Genomic DNA, 17,129 nt, shown 5'->3' with positions numbered 1-17,129 from the left:
TGAAGGCTCAACGCGCCTGCAGACTATTGCGCGCTGCGGCTCAACCAATCTTCGGCCAGGGCCCGGGCCTTGGCGTCCGCCTCGAACACTGCGCCCAGATCATTGACGGCTACGACAGGCTCACGGCTCAAGACGTCCTCGATCATACTCGCGATCTGTGGAAAACGGATGCGCCGCTCGAGAAACGCCGCCACGGCCACTTCATTGGCCGCATTAAGCATCGCCGGTGCACTGTTACCCGCCTCCGCCGCCTGGCGCGCCAGGCGCAGACAGGGAAAACGCTGCTCGTCGGGCGCTTCGAAATCCAGGCGAGCCACGGCAAACAGATCCAGCGGCGCCACGCCCGAGTCGATGCGCTCAGGCCATGCGAGAGCATTGGCGATCGGCGTACGCATATCGGGATTACCCAACTGCGCCAATACCGAGCCGTCCACGTAATCCACTAGGGAATGAATCACACTTTGCGGGTGAATCACCACCTCGACCTGCTCAGGCCGCGCATCGAACAGCCAGCAGGCCTCGATCAACTCCAGGCCCTTGTTCATCATGCTTGCCGAATCCACGGAGATCTTGCGCCCCATCGACCAGTTCGGATGGGCACATGCCTGGTCGGGAGAGACCTGCTCCAGCTCGGCCAACGGCGTTTGCCGGAACGGACCGCCCGAGGCCGTGAGCAGGATCCGACGCACGCCGACCTGACTCAAACCCCGTGCGAAGTCACCGGGCATGCATTGGAAAATGGCGTTGTGCTCGCTGTCGAGCGGCAGCAGCACCGCCCCGCTCCTGCGCACAGCCTGCATAAAGAGTGCACCGGACATCACCAGTGCTTCTTTATTAGCCAACAGGATCTTTTTGCCCGCATCGACGGCCGCCAGGGTAGGCCGCAGGCCCGCCGCACCGACAATGGCCGCAACCACGGTGTCGACTTCGGCATCCGCCGAAACCTGGCACAGCCCCTCCTCGCCCACCAGCACCTGGGTGGCGAGCCCGGCTGCGCGCAAATCATCCTGCAAGGCGCGCGCCGCAGCCGCCTCGGGCACCACGGCGAAGCGCGGCGCATGGCGCACGCACAATGCCAGTAGCTCGCTGAGGCGGGTATAGCCGGTCAGCGCGAACACCTGATAGCGGTCCGGGTGACGCACGATCACATCCAGCGTGCTCAGCCCCACCGAACCGGTGGCCCCCAGCACGGTCACCTGCTGCAGGCGACTCACGAAGCGGTCATCCACAGCAATACGGCAAAGATCGGAATGGCGGCGGTAAGGCTGTCGATACGGTCAAGCACCCCGCCATGTCCAGGCAACAGATTACTGCTGTCCTTGATACCGGCCTGGCGCTTGAACATGCTTTCGGTGAGATCACCCACCACCGAAATAAACACCACGATGGCCGTGCCCAGCAGGGCCAGAATAATTTCCTTACCTGTCCAGCCGCGCACGAGACCGACCACCAGCGCGATAACCAGTGTCAGGGCGAGGCCACCGTAAACACCCTCCCAGCTCTTGCCCGGGCTCACGGCCGGCGCCAGCTTGCGCTTGCCGAATGCCCGGCCCGAGAAGTAGGCGCCGATATCCGCGCCCCAGACCAGCACCATCACCGCCATGATCAGCCAGTTGCCCATCGGCGAATTCTTGATTTCCACCAGCCCTTGCCAGGCCGGCAGCAAAATCAACAGGCCAATCACCAGCTTGGTGGCGACGCTGGACCAATGGCCGCTGGTACGCGGATAGGTCAGCACCAGGAAGGTCGCAAGCGCCCACCACAGCACGGCCGCCCCCAACACCCACGGCACCACGATGCTCGACAGGGTATGCATCAAAAACAGCAACACCGCCACGACCGCTGCGTAGGCCACGCGCGGCAACTGGGCAGTAAAACCGGCAAGGCGCGCCCACTCCCAGGCGCCCAGGGTCACGACCAGGCCAATAAACAAGGCGAAGCCGGAACCGTCGAGCAGGAAAAACCCACACAAGGCGATCGGCAATAGGATCAGGGCGGTGATGATTCGTTGTTTAAGCATTTAGACCCGGGCTCCAGCTTCGATCTGCTCGCTTGTTTTACCAAAGCGACGCTGACGGGAAGCGAAATCGGCCAGCGCAGTGCGCATGGCATCGTGTTTGAAGTCCGGCCAGAACAGGTCGGAGAAGTACAGCTCGGTATAGGCCAACTGCCACAACAGGAAGTTACTGATGCGGTGTTCGCCACCGGTGCGAATGCATAAGTCCGGCAATGGCAGATCGCCGGTCACCAGGCAGGTTTGCAGCAATTCGGGCGTGATGTCGTCCGGTCGCAGATGACCGGCCTGCACTTCGCGGGCCAGCCGCTGCGCGGCCTGGGCGATGTCCCACTGGCCGCCGTAATTGGCTGCGATCTGCAACACAAAACGGTCGGCGCCGGCGGTAATCGCCTCGGCTTCACGCATGGCCGCCTGCAGTTCCGGGTGGAACCGCGAGCGATCACCAATGATGCGCAGGCTGATGTTGTTGTCGTTAAGGCGCTTGGCCTCACGACGCAGGGCCTTGAAGAACAGGTCCATCAGAGCGCTGACTTCTTCGGCGGGCCGCTGCCAGTTCTCACTGGAGAACGCGAACAAGGTGAGTACTTCCACCTTGGCCTCGGCACACACCTCAATCACCGCCCGCACTGCATCGACACCCGCTTTATGCCCGGCAACACCCGGCATGAAGCGTTTCTTCGCCCAGCGATTATTCCCATCCATGATGATCGCGACATGGCGCGGCACCACGGAGGGTACAGTCTGCTTGGTCTTTTCCATGAAGGCGTCCTGACCCCTTATACGGCCATCAGGTCCTTTTCTTTTTCTTCGGTTGCCTGGGTGATCTTCGCCTCGGCTTCCTTGGTCAGCTTATCGATATCGGCAACGGCGCGACGCTCTTCGTCTTCGCTGATTTCCTTGTCCTTGACCAGCTTCTTCAGCTCACCCAGGGCATCGCGACGAATGTTACGCACTGCAACGCGCGCGTCTTCCGCCGCGCTGCGCGCCTGCTTGGTGAAGCCCTTACGGGTTTCTTCGGTGAGGGCAGGCATGGAGATCAGCAACAACTCGCCCAGGTTGGTCGGGTTGAGGTTCAGACCGGCGCTCTGGATCGCCTTGTCGACCGCAGCGAGCATGTTGCGCTCGAAGGCCACGACTTGCAGGGTCCGCGAGTCCTTGACGGTGACGTTGGCCACGCTGCTCAGCGGGGTGTCGGCGCCATAGTAAGGCACCATGACACTGCCCAGGATGCTCGGGTGCGCCTTGCCGGTACGAATCTGGCCGAATGCATGGCTCAGAGACTCCAGGGATTTCTGCATACGCGCTTGGGCGTCTTTTTTGATTTCGTTGATCATTGTTGGCCTTCCTCGATCAGAGTCCCTTCCGCACCGCCATGGACGATATTCAGCAGGGCGCCGGGCTTGTTCATGTTAAATACGCGCAGCGGCATCTTGTGGTCGCGGCACAGGCAAATAGCCGTCAGGTCCATCACGCCCAGCTTGCGATCCAGCACTTCATCGTAGGTCAGATGATCGAACTTCTCGGCATGCGGGTCTTTGAATGGGTCTGCGGTGTACACACCGTCCACCTTGGTGGCCTTGAGCACCACGTCGGCATCGATCTCGATGGCACGCAGGCAAGCCGCCGAGTCCGTGGTGAAGAACGGGTTGCCCGTGCCTGCGGCGAAGATCACCACTTCTTTGGAGTTCAAGTGACGCATGGCTTTGCGACGATCATAGTGATCGGTCACGCCGACCATGGAAATAGCCGACATTACGATGGCCGAAATGTTGGCGCGCTCCAGGGCGTCGCGCATGGCCAGGGCGTTCATCACAGTGGCCAGCATGCCCATGTGGTCACCGGTGACCCGATCCATGCCGGCAGCACTCAGTGCCGCGCCACGAAACAGGTTGCCACCGCCAATCACCAGGCCCACTTGCACGCCAATGCCGACCAGTTGGCCGACTTCCAGCGCCATGCGGTCGAGCACCTTGGGATCGATCCCGAACTCTTCCGAGCCCATCAGGGCCTCGCCGCTGAGCTTGAGTAGAATGCGTTTATAGCGAGCCTGATAACCACTGCCCTGCTGAGCCATTGCGAATCTCTCCTGCGGCGTATTTTCAAAAATTCTTGGCGAGCCGTTTACGGCTTGCGTTCACTCTAGCTGGACGCTATCACAGCGCCATCGGAACACGGCTTTGTAAGCCAGTTCCGACGGGAAGCCAAATAAAATCGGCCTTCCCATTTGAAAAGAGGCTGCGCGCGTGAGCGGGCAGCCTCTTTCGGGCGACAGTTGAAACTGTCTTATTGCTTGGCGGCAGCCAGCTGGGCAGCAACTTCTTCAGCGAAGTTGTCGACCGGCTTCTCGATGCCTTCGCCTACTTTGAAGTAAGTGAAGGAAACGATTTCAGCGCCGGCTTTCTTGGCCAGCTCGCCAACCTTGATTTCAGGGTTCTTGACGAACGCCTGCTCAACCAGGCTCGCTTCTGCCAGGAACTTGCTGATACGGCCTTTGACCATGTTCTCAACAATGTTTTCCGGCTTGCCTTTGATTTTCTCTTCGTTCAGCTGCAGGAACACCGCTTTTTCGCGCTCGATGGCTTCGGCGGATACTTCCGAAGGCAGCAGGAACTCAGGGTTGCTGGCTGCGACGTGCATCGCGATATCTTTGGCCAGCTCAACGTTGCCGCCCTTCAGAACTACCGCAACGCCGATCTTGTTGCCGTGCAGGTAACCACCAACCACGTCACCTTCAACACGGACCAGGCGACGGATGTTGACGTTTTCGCCAACCTTGCCGACCAGTACCAGACGGGCAGCTTCCTGAGCTTCGATCAGAGGCTCGACGGTGGTCAGCTTGTCAGCGAACGCTTTTTCGACGCTGGCCGCAACGAATGCCTTGAAGTCGTCCTGCAGAGCCAGGAAGTCGGTCTGGGAGTTCACTTCCAGCAGAACAGCGGACTTGCCGTCTTCTTTCAGAGCGATGGCGCCTTCAGCAGCTACGTTGCCTGCTTTCTTGGCAGCCTTGATGGCGCCGGAAGCACGCATGTCATCAATGGCTTTTTCGATGTCGCCGCCGGCCTTGGTCAAGGCCTTTTTGCAATCCATCATGCCTTCGCCGGTACGCTCACGCAGTTCTTTAACCAACGCTGCAGTAATCTCTGCCATTTCAAAATCCTCTTGGATAGGTTTTCAACCATTCCACCCGAGCAAACGGGCGATCAATTCTTCTCGAACCACCCTTGTAGGCCGCTGCACGTTACAGATGATGTAGCTGCGCTGCCGACAAATGGTTTTCGAGGGGGCAAAAAGGGGGCCAAGCCCCCTTTTTGCTTACTGAGTCAACGCCAGGGCGTCAATTACTCAGCGGCAGCTACCGGAGCTTCTTCAACGAACTGCTCGGTACCACCAGCAACGTGGTTACGACCACGGATTACAGCGTCAGCCATCGAACCCATGTACAGCTGGATAGCGCGGATAGCGTCATCGTTGCCTGGGATGATGTAGTCAACGCCTTCCGGGCTGCTGTTGGTATCGACTACGCCGATAACAGGGATGCCCAGCTTGTTGGCTTCGGTGATCGCGATGCGCTCGTGATCAACGTCGATAACGAACAGTGCGTCAGGCAGACCGCCCATGTCCTTGATACCACCCAGGGAACGATCGAGCTTTTCCAGGTCACGAGTGCGCATCAGCGCTTCTTTCTTGGTCAGCTTGGCGAAGGTACCGTCTTCGGCTTGCACTTCAAGGTCACGCAGACGCTTGATGGAAGCACGGATGGTTTTGAAGTTGGTCAGCATGCCGCCCAACCAGCGGTGATCGACGTACGGCGAACCGCAACGTGCTGCTTCTTCAGCAACGATCTTGCCGGCGGAACGCTTGGTGCCGACGAACAGAATCTTGTTTTTGCCCTGGGCCAGGCGCTCTACGAAAGTCAGAGCTTCGTTGAACATTGGCAGGGTTTTTTCAAGGTTGATGATGTGGATCTTGTTGCGCGCGCCGAAAATGTATTTACCCATTTTCGGGTTCCAGTAACGGGTCTGGTGACCGAAGTGCACACCGGCCTTCAGCATATCGCGCATGTTGACTTGGGACATGATAGTTCCTTAATAAGTCGGGTTTGGCCTCCACGTATCCCAATGACCAACCAGCGGCATCAAGGCCTCCGGCACCCAGGTCATCGTGTCGACACGTGTGTGGATTTAAGCTTTTCGGGGTATCCCCGGAAAGCGGCGCATTTTATACCACACGAAGGGCGAAAACGAAACCCGCAATCACAGTTGCCGTCGGCTGTCTCAACGCAAGCCTTTGAAACCAGCCGAAACAGCCCCACCCTATAGAGAGAAGCGATCACCAGACGTTCATGACTTGAGACCCTGGTCTGTTAGAATCGCGTTTTTTGGGGCTTGTGCGAATTCTGCAACCTTTTGTCGCACACCCGTAAACCGTATTGATTTCAGCGCGTCGCGCTAGAGAGAGCCTGTATGACCGTTAGTTTGAAAACCGCCGAAGACATTGCCGGCATGCGCATTGCCGGCAAACTGGCTGCCGACGTGCTGGAAATGATTGCCGAACACGTCAAGCCCGGCGTCACTACCGAAACCCTGAACCAGATCTGCCACGACTATATCGTCGACGTGCAGAAGGCTATCCCTGCTCCCCTCAACTACAAAGGCTTCCCCAAGTCGATCTGCACGTCGGTCAACCATGTGGTCTGCCACGGTATTCCCGGCGACAAGCCGTTGAAGGACGGCGACACCCTGAACATCGACGTGACCGTGATCAAGAACGGCTACTTTGGCGACACCAGCCGCATGTTCCACGTCGGTAACGTTCCGGTATGGGCCGAGCGCCTGTCCCAGGTCACCCAGGAATGCATGTACAAGGCTATCGAGATCGTCAAACCCGGCTGCCGCCTGGGCGACATCGGCGAAGTGATCCAGAAGCATGCCGAAAAGAACGGCTTTTCGGTAGTGCGCGAATTCTGCGGCCACGGCATCGGCACCGTGTTCCACGAAGAACCGCAGATCCTGCACTACGGCCGCGCCGGCACCGGCATGGAACTGAAGGCGGGCATGACCTTCACCATCGAGCCCATGATCAACCAGGGCAAGGCCGACACCAAGGTGCTGGGCGACGGCTGGACCGCCATCACCAAGGATCGCAAGCTCTCGGCCCAGTGGGAGCACACCTTGCTGGTCACCGAGACGGGCTACGAGATCTTCACCTTGCGCGCAGACGACACCATCCCGCGCGTTTCGGCGTAATCCAAGGCTGCGTTGGTTTTCCCAAACGGTGTTGTGACTGATTCATAGATAGAAAGGAAAGCCGAACGATGCCCCAGGTGGATCCCGAACTCTTCGACCGCGGCCAGTTCCAGGCCGAACTGGCATTGAAGGCGAGCCCGATCGCCGCCTTCAAGAAAGCCATCCGCCAGGCCCGCGAGGTGCTCGACGCGCGCTTTCGCAGTGGGCGCGACATCCGTCGCCTGATCGAGGACCGCGCCTGGTTTGTCGATAACATTCTGCAAAAGGCCTGGGAGCAGTTCACCTGGAGCACCGACGCCGATATCGCCCTGGTGGCGGTCGGCGGCTACGGTCGTGGCGAATTGCACCCCTACTCCGACATCGACCTGCTGATCCTGCTGGGCAGCGCCGATCATGAGGTCTTTCGCGATTCCATCGAGCGTTTTCTCACACTGTTGTGGGACATCGGCCTGGAAGTCGGCCAGAGTGTACGCTCGGTGGACGAATGCGCCGAAGAGGCCCGTGCCGATCTGACCGTGATCACCAACCTGATGGAAAGCCGCACCATCGCCGGCCCCGAACGCCTGCGCCAGCGCATGCTCGACGTCACCAGCACCGCGCACATGTGGCCGAGCAAGGACTTCTTTTTGGCCAAGCGCGCCGAGCAGAAAGCCCGGCACCACAAGTACAACGACACCGAGTACAACCTGGAACCCAACGTCAAGGGCTCGCCCGGCGGCCTGCGGGACATCCAGACCATTCTGTGGGTTGCCCGTCGCCAGTACGGCACCCTGAACCTGCGCGCCCTGGCCGGCGAAGCGTTCCTGGTGGAAAGCGAAAATGCGCTGCTGGCCTCCTCCCAGGAATTCCTGTGGAAAGTGCGCTACGCCCTGCACATGCTCGCCGGGCGCGCCGAAGACCGCCTGTTGTTCGACCACCAGCGCTCCATCGCCACATTGCTCGGCTTCGAAGGCGAAGACGCCAAGAGCAGCATCGAAAGCTTCATGCAGCAGTACTACCGCGTGGTCATGAGCATCGCGCAACTGAGCGATCTGATCATTCAGCACTTCGAAGAGGTCATCCTGGCCCCCGAAGATGAAGCACCGCCGCAGCCAATCAACGCGCGCTTCCAGTTGCACGACGGCTATATCGAAGCACGCAGCGACAATGTCTTTCGCCGCACGCCTTTCGCCATGCTGGAAATCTTCGTGCTGATGGCCCAGCAGCCGGAAATCAAAGGCGTGCGCGCCGACACCATTCGCCTGCTGCGGGAAAATCGCCACCTGATCGACGACGACTTCCGCAACGATATCCGTAACACCAGCCTGTTCATCGAGCTGTTCAAGTGCAAGATCGGCATCCACCGCAACCTGCGCCGCATGAATCGCTACGGCATCCTCGGGCGCTACCTGCCCGAGTTCGGCTTTATCGTGGGGCAGATGCAGCACGACCTGTTCCACATCTATACCGTCGACGCGCACACGCTCAACCTGATCAAACACCTGCGTAAGTTGCAGTACACCCAAGTATCGGAAAAATTCCCGTTGGCCAGTAAGCTCATGGCCAAACTGCCCAAGCCCGAATTGATTTACCTGGCCGGGCTGTATCACGACATCGGCAAAGGTCGGCATGGCGACCACTCGGAAGTCGGTGCCGTTGACGCCGAGGCCTTCTGTCAGCGTCATCAACTGCCGCTGTGGGACAGCCGCCTGATCGTCTGGCTGGTGCAGAACCACCTGGTGATGTCGACCACCGCCCAACGCAAGGACTTGTCCGACCCGCAGGTGATCCACGATTTCGCCCAGGTGGTCGGCGATGAAACCCGCCTCGACTACCTGTACGTGCTCACGGTGTCCGATATCAACGCCACCAACCCCACCCTGTGGAACTCCTGGCGCGCCAGCCTGCTGCGCCAGCTGTACACCGAGACCAAGCGCGCCCTGCGCCGTGGCCTGGAAAACCCGGTGGACCGCGAGGAGCAGATCCGGCGAACCCAAAGCGCCGCCCTGGATATCCTGGTGCGCGGCGGCAACGACCCCGACGATGTCGAGCAATTGTGGTCGCAATTGGGTGACGATTACTTCCTGCGCCACACCGCCGGCGATGTGGCCTGGCACACCGACGCGATCCTGCAGCAACCCGCCGACGGCGGCCCGCTGGTGTTGATCAAGGAAACCACCCAGCGCGAATTCGAGGGCGGCACGCAGATTTTCATCTATGCGCCGGACCAGCATGATTTCTTCGCCGTGACCGTGGCCGCCATGGACCAGCTCAACCTGAACATTCATGACGCTCGGGTCATCACCTCCAGCAGCCAGTTCACCCTCGACACCTATATCGTGCTCGACACCGATGGCGACTCGATCGGCGATAACCCGGCGCGCGTGAAGAAGATCCGCGAAGGCCTTACCGAGGCCCTGCGCAACCCCGACGACTACCCGACCATCATCCAGCGCCGCGTGCCGCGCCAGCTCAAGCACTTTGCGTTCGCCCCCCAGGTGACTATTTCCAACGATGCGCAACGCCCGGTCACCGTGCTGGAGCTCAGTGCGCCGGATCGCCCTGGCCTGCTGGCACGCATCGGCGGGATCTTCCTGGAGTTCGACCTGTCGCTGCAGAACGCCAAGATTGCGACGCTCGGCGAGCGGGTCGAAGACGTGTTCTTCATTACCGATGCCGATAACCAACCGTTGTCGGACCCTGAACTGTGCCGGCGCTTGCAGGAAGCCATCGTCCAACAGTTGAGCGTGACACAGGAGCCCGGAGTCGAGCTGACGCGCCTGACAATTTGATATCAGGAGCGGCCCGCCGCTCCTTTTGCAGTTTTAACGCCTTGCACGAGATCCACCGATGAACAACGCCCTGAACCAGCTGCAGCCCTACCCGTTCGAGAAACTGCGCGCCCTGCTGGGCAGCGTCACGCCAAACCCGGACAAGCGCCCCATTGCCCTGTCAATCGGCGAACCCAAGCACAAGTCGCCGACATTCGTGGCCGAGGCGTTGAGCAGCAATCTCGATCAGATGGCGGTATACCCCACCACACTGGGCATTCCGGCGCTGCGCGAGGCCATAGGTGCCTGGTGCGAACGTCGCTTCAGCGTGCCCAAGGGCTGGCTGGACCCGGCGCGCAATATCCTGCCGGTCAACGGCACCCGCGAAGCCCTGTTCGCGTTCACTCAAACCGTGGTCAATCGCGGTGACGACGCACTGGTGGTGAGCCCGAACCCGTTCTACCAGATCTACGAAGGCGCCGCGTTCCTCGCCGGCGCCCAGCCGCATTATCTGCCGTGCCTGGACAGCAACGGCTTCAACCCGGATTTCGACGCGGTCTCGCCGGACATCTGGAACCGTTGCCAGATCCTGTTCCTGTGCTCCCCCGGCAACCCGACCGGCGCGTTGATTCCAATCGACACCCTGAAAAAACTTATCGCCCTGGCCGATGAATACGACTTTGTGATCGCCGCCGACGAGTGCTACAGCGAGCTGTATTTCGACGAGCAAACCCCGCCGCCGGGCCTGCTCAGCGCCTGCGTTGAACTGGGTCGCCAGGACTTCAAGCGTTGCGTGGTGTTTCACAGCCTGTCCAAGCGTTCCAACCTGCCGGGCCTACGCTCAGGTTTTGTGGCCGGTGATGCCGAGATTCTGAAGGCCTTCCTGCTGTACCGCACTTACCATGGCTGCGCTATGCCCGTGCAGACGCAACTGGCCAGCATCGCGGCCTGGCAGGACGAGGCTCATGTCCAGGCTAACCGTGAGCTGTACCGCGAGAAATTCGACGCCGTATTGGCGATCCTCAAGCCGGTGCTGGATGTGCAGGCCCCGGACGGCGGGTTCTACTTATGGCCGAAGGTGAATGGCGACGACGCTGCGTTCTGTCGCGACCTGTTCGTGCAGGAGCATGTGACCGTAGTGCCCGGCTCGTATCTGTCGCGCGAGGTGGACGGTTTCAACCCAGGCGCAGGGCGTGTGCGCATGGCGCTGGTGGCGCCATTGGCGGAGTGCGTGGAAGCGGCCGAACGCGTGCGCGCCTTTGTCCAACGCAATATTTGAGGCCTGCGGCCCGTACGCGCCACAACGCATACGGGCCAAACTTACACGCCCTCATACCTGATGCTGGAACCACCCTGTGGTCAGGACGACTCAAGGCACACCCTTGTCCTTCAACACCACAGGTCAGCCCGCATGATTTCTCCCACGCACTTCACCCCGATTTATCCGTCAATCACTGACTGCAGCGTCGAAAACGCACACCCGTCCGAAAGAGGCGCAAGAACCCGCCGCAATGTGGGAGAGCCTGCCAAATACTGGCCACAGAACAGCACCCTCAAGATCGCACTATCCGATTACGAAATGAATGATCCCTATGTGGTGGCCGTCAAAAACGCCGCCAGCCAGTGGTTGCCGCATATCAATCTACGCTTCGAGTTCGTCTCGGGAGACACGGGTGATGTGCGCATCACGCAGCACGGCAACAAAAGAGGAGGCAGCTCTGAAATAGGCACCGATGCCGTGAACAGATTCGGTGACCCAACCATGCTGTTGCCTCTGGACCATACGGCTGCCAACTTCGAGTACACCGTCATTCACGAATTCGGGCACATGCTCGGCGCCCTCCACGCCCATCAGCACCCCGACGCAACTATCTCGTGGAACCTTCCCGTTCTGAGTCGACAGTTCACGCAGAGCATGCTGCAAGACAACTTCCTGAAGGTGGCCCGCAGCGGTACGTATGACCTTTTGCCCTATGACCCGGACTCGGTCATGCACTATTCCACTCAAAGCGGGTGGACCACCGACACCGTCGTGCACTCAAGGAACGCGATGCTCAGCCAGGGCGATATCGCCTGGGCGAAGAAGGCATACCCCAGGGCGCCGGCGACCGCCGAGTGACCCCAGCAGCGACTCCCTTCACTTTCGCGGCCCCAGGTTGGCCTCGCTCATGTCCAGGTCCGCCAGCACCTCGCGCAATACATCGTCGCCGATCTGGTGCTGGCGGCTGAGCCGATACAGCTCCAATCGCTGGGCCCTCAATGCCTTGAGCCGCAACCTGCTTTCCAATTGATCCAGTTGCAACGCCAACGCCTGTGCTTCGGCGGAGTCGTTGAACACCTCCAATTGATGGCGGTACTCCGACATGATTCGCGCCTTGAGTTCGGTGGCCAACGCCGCCTGTGCCGCATCCTGTGTCTCGTTGGACTCCTCGATTTCCAACGCATGGATAGCGGCCACCGCCGTCTTTTTCCAAGCCTCGCGCACCTCTTTATGGCGCTTTTCGTCAGGACTCTTTTCGATACCGCGCAACAGTAGCGGCAAGGCGATGCAGGCGGCGATCAACGACAGCAGGATTACCCCGGCCGCGATGAAGATCAGCAAATCACGTTCGGGAAAATCCTGGCCTGGCGCGAGCAGCAGCGGCACTGACATGACACCGGCCAGGGTCACGGCACCGCGCACACCGCCGACGGTCAACAGCCAGCAGGAGCGCGCGGTTGGGACCAATGTCAGTTCGCTTTTGCCACGCAGCCTTCGCAGCAGCCCCGACAGGCGCCAGATGCTTTGTACCCAGACGAAGCGCAACACCACCAAGACCAGGAAAATTGCGACGACTTCCAGACAGCGATACAGCAAGGTCGGCCACAGCGTCGATTCATGACTCACCACTGCCTTGATGATGTCCGGTAACTGAAGGCCCAACAGCAGGAAAATCAGGCCATTGAAGGCAAATTCCAGCAACGACCATACGCTGCGATTAAGCAGGCGTGTGCTGGTCTGGCGTGGCAGCAGGTCGAGCCAGCTTTGCATCATGCCGGCCGCCACCGCCGAGAGAATGCCCGAGGCGCCCAAGCGCTCGGCAAGCACATAGGCGGCGAACGGCAGCAGCAACATGAACACCACATGCGTCGCCGGATCGTCCCAGCCGCGTGCGATCATCCAAGCGCGCAACCGCCCGACCAGCCAACTCAATGCCACGCCCACCGCCAGGCCACCGACGGCGACCAGCACGAAGGTCAGGCTGGCATCGGCCAACGAAAACACCCCGGTCAACGCCGCGGCCAAGGCGAACTTGAAGGTCACCAGACCCGACGCGTCATTCATCAACGCCTCGCCCTGCAACATGTGCATCAGTGGCGTCGGCAAGCGATTCTGGGAAATGGCCGACACCGCCACGGCATCGGTCGGCGATAACACGGCCGCCAGGGCGAAGGCCACCGGCAGCGGGATCGCGGGCAATATCCAGTGGATGAAGTAACCGGCACCCACCACGGTAAACAGCACCAGCCCTACCGCCAACGTCAGGATCGGCCCGCGCAAACGCCATAATTCACGCTTGGGCATGCGCCAGCCATCGGAGAACAGCAGCGGCGGCAAGAACAGAAACAGAAATAACTCAGGGTCCAACGCCACGTGCAGCCCCAAGGTGGGCCAGGCCAGCAAGGCGCCAGCGGCAATCTGCACCAAAGGCAACGGCAACGGGATGACACGCCCGACCAGGCGCGAAACGCTGACCAGCATCAGCAGGATAAGAACGGTGTAGGCGGTTTGCATAACGCGGGTTCCCGGACAATCAACAAGCAACGACACCCCTCTGGCAACAACACGCCGTTGAAGTGCCATATTAGCCGCCTATGCTGCGCGCTGGCGTTTGCACAAAAGTCGCACGGCGCTGACGAGCGGCACCCAAATGCGCTGGGCGTGGCATAATCCCAGACCTTTGGCTTTCATCAGCCCATTCCATTGGATCAGAGGGGGGCAATTCCTTGACCGCTTCAAGCAAAACGTTGCACCTTTTCGGTATCAAAGCGTGCGACACCATGAAAAAGGCGCGTACCTGGCTCGATGAGCACGCGGTGAATTATGAGTTCCATGACTACAAAACGGCCGGTATCGACCGCGAACACTTGACCCAATGGTGCAACGAGCACGGCTGGCAAGTGGTGTTGAACCGCGCGGGCACCACCTTTCGCAAACTCGAAGACGAACGCAAAGCCGATCTCGATCAGTCGAAAGCCATTGAATTGATGCTCGCGCAACCCTCGATGATCAAGCGCCCGGTGCTGGATCTCGGCGACAGAACCCTGATTGGCTTCAAGCCAGACATTTATTCGGCGGCCCTCAAGTAGGCCAGCCCTTTTATTTTTGTAGAGGTAACAGCATGTCCCATTCCCTGTTCAGCCTGGGCTTCGGCGTCGGCACTCAGAACCGCCAAGGCGCTTGGCTGGAAGTGTTCTACGCACAGCCGTTGCTCAACCCTTCGGTTGAAATCGTCGCGGCCATCGCGCCGATCCTCGGTTACAGCGAAGGCAACCAGGCCATCACGTTTACCGTCACTCAGGCCCTGCAAATGGCGGATGCGCTCAAAGGCGTCGATGCTACCCAGGCCGCGCTGCTCAGCCGTCTGGCCGAAAGCCACACGCCGCTGGTCGCCACCCTGCTGGCCGACGACGCCGCGCTGACCTCCACGCCTGAGGCCTACCTCAAGCTGCACCTGCTGTCCCATCGCCTGGTCAAGCCCCATGGCCTGAACCTGGCCGGTGTATTCCCGCAACTGCCGAACGTGGCGTGGACCAGCCAGGGCGCGATCGACATCGGCGAACTGGCCGAGCGTCAACTGGAAGCGCGCCTGCGTGGCGAACTGCTGGAAGTGTTCTCGGTGGACAAGTTCCCGAAAATGACCGACTACGTGGTCCCGGCCGGTGTGCGCATCGCTGACGCCGCGCGCCTGCGCCTGGGCGCCTACGTCGGCGAAGGCACCACCGTGATGCATGAAGGTTTTGTCAACTTCAACGCCGGCACCGAAGGCCCGGGCATGATCGAAGGCCGCGTATCGGCCGGTGTATTCGTCGGCAAGGGTTCGGACCTGGGCGGCGGTTGCTCCACCATGGGCACCCTGTCGGGCGGCGGCAACATTGTGATCAAGGTCGGCGAAGGCTGCCTGATCGGGGCCAATGCCGGTATCGGTATCCCGCTGGGCGATCGTAATACCGTGGAGTCGGGCCTGTACGTCACCGCCGGCACCAAGGTTGCGCTGCTCGACGAGCAGAACCAACTGGTGAAGGTGGTCAAGGCGCGCGAGCTGGCCGGCCAGCCCGACCTGCTGTTCCGTCGCAACTCCGAGACCGGTGCCGTGGAGTGCAAAACCCACAAATCGGCCATCGAACTGAACGAAGCGCTGCACGCTCACAACTAAGCAGCCACTCGATGCCACTGGCGGGCCTTACCTTCGCGGTGCGGCCCGCTTATACGAGTCTTGATCATCATGCTTGTGCCCTCCCCCTGGCGCGCGGACTTTCCGGCGATCGCCACCCTGCAACGGCAGGACCAGACCTATCTGGACAACGCCGCCACCACGCAGAAACCCCAGGCGCTGCTGGACGCGATCAGCCATTACTACGCCAACGGCGCAGCCAATGTACACCGCGCCCAACACTTGCCCGGCGCTCATGCGACCCAGGCCTTCGAAGACAGCCGCAGCAAGGTTGCACAGTGGTTGAATGCAGGTGACAGCGGGCAAATCGTATTTACCCATGGCGCAACGTCTGCGCTGAACCTCCTGGCCTATGGCCTTGAGCACTTATTCACAGCGGGCGATGAAATCGTTATCAGCGCCCTGGAACACCACGCCAATCTACTGCCGTGGCAGCAACTGGCTGAACGTCGCGAGTTGGAACTGGTGGTATTGCCACTCAATGATGACGGCGTGATCGATGTTGAAGCCGCCGCAGGATTGATCGGCCCCCGCACGCGCCTGCTGGCGGTGAGCCAGTTGTCCAATGTATTGGGAGCCTGGCAACCGCTGGAAACCTTGCTGGCCATGGCCCGAGCCCACGGCGCCCTGACCGTGGTGGATGGCGCCCAGGGTATCGTCCATGGTCGCCATGACGTGCAGGCCCTGGGCTGCGACTTCTATGCCTTTTCCAGCCACAAACTGTACGGCCCGGATGGCGTCGGCGTGTTGTTTGGCCGCAATGAGGCCCTGCATGGCCTGCGCCACTGGCAATTTGGCGGCGAGATGGTCCAGCAGGCGGACTATCACAGCGCCAGCTTCCGCCCCGCGCCGCTGGGTTTCGAAGCCGGCACGCCGCCGATCGCCGGCGTGATCGGCCTGGGCGCGACCCTGGATTACCTCAGCTCGCTGGACCCTCAGGCGGTTCTCGCCCATGAAGCCGCGCTGCATGATTACCTGCTGCGCGGCCTGAAAGCCCGCAACGGCGTGCGCGTGCTGGGCTCGCCGCAGGCCGCGTTGGTCAGCTTTGTGGTTGACGGCATCCATAACGCCGACCTCGCGCACCTGCTCACCGAGCAAGGGATTGCCGTACGCGCCGGCCATCACTGTGCAATGCCGCTGCTCAAGGCGATGCACTTGTCGGGGGCGGTCCGTGTATCCCTGGCGCTGTACAACGATTCCGATGACCTGGAACGCTTCTTCGGCGCGCTGGATCAGGCGCTGGAGATGTTGCGATGAACTTGCCCACGCAGGCCGCGAGTGCGCTTGAAGCGTTTCAAGCCGTCGGCAGCTGGGAACAACGCGCCCGAATGCTGATGCAGTGGGGCGAACGCCTGCCCGCCTTGGCGGATGAAGACAAGGTCGACGCCAACCTGGTGCAGGGCTGCGAGAGCCTGGTGTGGTTGGTTGGCCGGTTGGAGAGCGACCACTGGCAGTTCGCCGCCAGCAGCGATGCGCGGATGATTCGTGGGTTGGTGGCATTGCTGCTGGCGCGGGTCAACGGATTATCGAGCGCGCAGTTGCAGGTGGTCGACTTGCCCGACTGGTTCAATCAACTCGGGCTTTCCCGCCAACTGTCGCCGTCGCGCAGCAATGGCTTGAATGCAGTCCTGCAGCGCATGCGAACACTAAGCCAAACGCAGAACTGAATGTGGGAGGCGCG

Annotated in this window: 16 protein-coding genes; 8 read left to right on the top strand and 8 right to left on the bottom strand. The window is 60.6% G+C overall.

What is annotated here, in order from left to right; all coding sequences use genetic code 11:
- Positions 1–23: 23 nt before the first annotated feature.
- The 7 genes from ispC to rpsB form a co-directional block, all read right to left on the bottom strand.
- Positions 24–1,214, bottom strand: a complete 1,191-nt coding sequence (gene ispC / locus G7025_RS11690; protein WP_181079263.1) for a 1-deoxy-D-xylulose-5-phosphate reductoisomerase — start codon at positions 1,212–1,214, stop codon at positions 24–26.
- Positions 1,211–2,020 (bottom strand): phosphatidate cytidylyltransferase, encoded by an 810-nt coding sequence (locus G7025_RS11685; protein WP_181079261.1) that lies wholly within the window; start codon positions 2,018–2,020, stop codon positions 1,211–1,213. The genes ispC and G7025_RS11685 overlap by 4 nt, the downstream gene beginning before the upstream one ends.
- The gene (uppS, locus tag G7025_RS11680) at positions 2,021–2,776 is read right to left on the bottom strand and encodes a polyprenyl diphosphate synthase (RefSeq protein ID WP_034096241.1); all 756 of its coding nucleotides are present in this window, start codon (positions 2,774–2,776) and stop codon (positions 2,021–2,023) included.
- A 17-nt stretch (positions 2,777–2,793) separates the two neighbouring features.
- Positions 2,794–3,351, bottom strand: coding sequence for a ribosome recycling factor (frr, locus tag G7025_RS11675; RefSeq protein WP_034096240.1), 558 nt, complete (start codon positions 3,349–3,351; stop codon positions 2,794–2,796).
- Positions 3,348–4,091: a UMP kinase gene (pyrH, locus tag G7025_RS11670; RefSeq protein WP_003189161.1), complete on the bottom strand. Its 744-nt coding sequence runs from the start codon at positions 4,089–4,091 to the stop codon at positions 3,348–3,350. The genes frr and pyrH overlap by 4 nt, the downstream gene beginning before the upstream one ends.
- 209 nt (positions 4,092–4,300) lie before the next feature.
- Positions 4,301–5,164, bottom strand: a complete 864-nt coding sequence (gene tsf / locus G7025_RS11665; protein ID WP_181079258.1) for a translation elongation factor Ts — start codon at positions 5,162–5,164, stop codon at positions 4,301–4,303.
- Between the two features lie 191 nt (positions 5,165–5,355).
- Positions 5,356–6,093 (bottom strand): 30S ribosomal protein S2, encoded by a 738-nt coding sequence (gene rpsB, locus G7025_RS11660; protein WP_003219330.1) that lies wholly within the window; start codon positions 6,091–6,093, stop codon positions 5,356–5,358.
- 387 nt (positions 6,094–6,480) lie between these two features.
- Between rpsB and map the strand changes: the two genes are divergently transcribed.
- From map to G7025_RS11640, 4 genes are all read left to right on the top strand, one after another.
- The gene (gene map, locus G7025_RS11655) at positions 6,481–7,263 is read left to right on the top strand and encodes a type I methionyl aminopeptidase (RefSeq protein WP_181079256.1); all 783 of its coding nucleotides are present in this window, start codon (positions 6,481–6,483) and stop codon (positions 7,261–7,263) included.
- Positions 7,264–7,331: 68 nt separating this feature from the next.
- Positions 7,332–10,034, top strand: coding sequence for a [protein-PII] uridylyltransferase (locus G7025_RS11650; protein ID WP_181079253.1), 2,703 nt, complete (start codon positions 7,332–7,334; stop codon positions 10,032–10,034).
- A gap of 58 nt (positions 10,035–10,092) precedes the next feature.
- Positions 10,093–11,292 carry a succinyldiaminopimelate transaminase gene (dapC, locus tag G7025_RS11645; protein WP_181079250.1) on the top strand — a complete coding sequence of 400 codons (1,200 nt, stop codon included), beginning with the start codon at positions 10,093–10,095 and terminating at the stop codon, positions 11,290–11,292.
- A 132-nt stretch (positions 11,293–11,424) separates the two neighbouring features.
- On the top strand, positions 11,425–12,132 hold the full coding sequence (locus G7025_RS11640; RefSeq protein WP_181079247.1) for a M12 family metallopeptidase: 708 nt from the start codon (positions 11,425–11,427) through the stop codon (positions 12,130–12,132).
- A gap of 18 nt (positions 12,133–12,150) precedes the next feature.
- On the opposite strand, the gene G7025_RS11635 is transcribed toward G7025_RS11640, so the two are convergent.
- Entirely contained in the window at positions 12,151–13,788 is a 1,638-nt protein-coding gene (locus G7025_RS11635; protein WP_181079244.1) for a Na+/H+ antiporter, read from the bottom strand.
- Positions 13,789–14,054: 266 nt separating this feature from the next.
- Between G7025_RS11635 and G7025_RS11630 the strand changes: the two genes are divergently transcribed.
- The 4 genes from G7025_RS11630 to G7025_RS11615 all read left to right on the top strand — a co-directional run bounded on the left by G7025_RS11630 (position 14,055) and on the right by G7025_RS11615 (position 17,115).
- Positions 14,055–14,363, top strand: coding sequence for an arsenate reductase (locus tag G7025_RS11630; RefSeq protein ID WP_231980866.1), 309 nt, complete (start codon positions 14,055–14,057; stop codon positions 14,361–14,363).
- Between the two features lie 32 nt (positions 14,364–14,395).
- Positions 14,396–15,430, top strand: a complete 1,035-nt coding sequence (gene dapD, locus G7025_RS11625) for a 2,3,4,5-tetrahydropyridine-2,6-dicarboxylate N-succinyltransferase (RefSeq protein WP_181079241.1) — start codon at positions 14,396–14,398, stop codon at positions 15,428–15,430.
- 69 nt (positions 15,431–15,499) lie between these two features.
- Positions 15,500–16,705 carry an aminotransferase class V-fold PLP-dependent enzyme gene (locus G7025_RS11620; RefSeq protein ID WP_181079238.1) on the top strand — a complete coding sequence of 402 codons (1,206 nt, stop codon included), beginning with the start codon at positions 15,500–15,502 and terminating at the stop codon, positions 16,703–16,705.
- On the top strand, positions 16,702–17,115 hold the full coding sequence (locus tag G7025_RS11615; RefSeq protein ID WP_181079236.1) for a SufE family protein: 414 nt from the start codon (positions 16,702–16,704) through the stop codon (positions 17,113–17,115). The genes G7025_RS11620 and G7025_RS11615 overlap by 4 nt, the downstream gene beginning before the upstream one ends.
- The last annotated feature ends 14 nt before the right edge of the window (positions 17,116–17,129 follow it).

Source organism: Pseudomonas lurida (genome assembly GCF_013522705.1).
Lineage (GTDB): Bacteria > Pseudomonadota > Gammaproteobacteria > Pseudomonadales > Pseudomonadaceae > Aquipseudomonas > Aquipseudomonas quebecensis.
Note: the sequence above shows the minus strand (reverse complement) of the source record. Positions and strands in the feature narration are given on the sequence as shown.